The sequence below is a fragment of the Vibrio sp. 1402 genome (genome assembly GCF_033340275.1).
Genome location: NZ_JAWOWE010000686.1, coordinates 1 through 521 on the forward strand (window position 1 = coordinate 1; position 521 = coordinate 521).

Annotated in this window: 1 pseudogene; it reads right to left on the reverse strand. The window is 48.4% G+C overall.

The window, feature by feature from the left end:
- Positions 1 to 521 (reverse strand): annotated as a pseudogene (locus R7044_RS27950) (endonuclease); the annotation flags it as partial.

The following is a 521-nucleotide window of genomic DNA, read 5'->3' on the forward strand; positions in this document are numbered from 1 at the left end:
TTTCAACGGGCTGCTCTGGCTTATTGGTGCTAATGCGCAACCGCTCTTGTGGCGCTTTTCGGTAAGCGGCTAAAACCTGTTCATCCAGCTCGCCTAACTTATCGGTGGCCAATTGCTTATAGTCCACCGTGCCCGCCATCATGTAGCGGCTGAGTTTGACCCCAGCATAGTCGGCATGAGCGTAGTTACCCATCATGGCGACCAATTTTGACTGGGCGTCTCGCATTTCCTCTTTCAAAGATTTGATGTGATTTTCCAGTCGAACCACTTCGGCATGTGCTGAGCAATACTGTCGAGACAGCGATGTCCAACGGTATTGGGCTTCACCCTTGGGAACAAAACAATCTTGCTCAGGGCATTTTGACGGTTCTTTTTTGGTCTGTACTAACTCCCAAAACTGAAGCGCTGTTTCTTGCAACTCAGTTAAGAACGCCGCGTCTCGTTGTATTTCAAACTCAATCAGTTGATCCTCATAATAGAATACCAACCAACCACGCGTGCTATTGGCGACCAGTATTTGA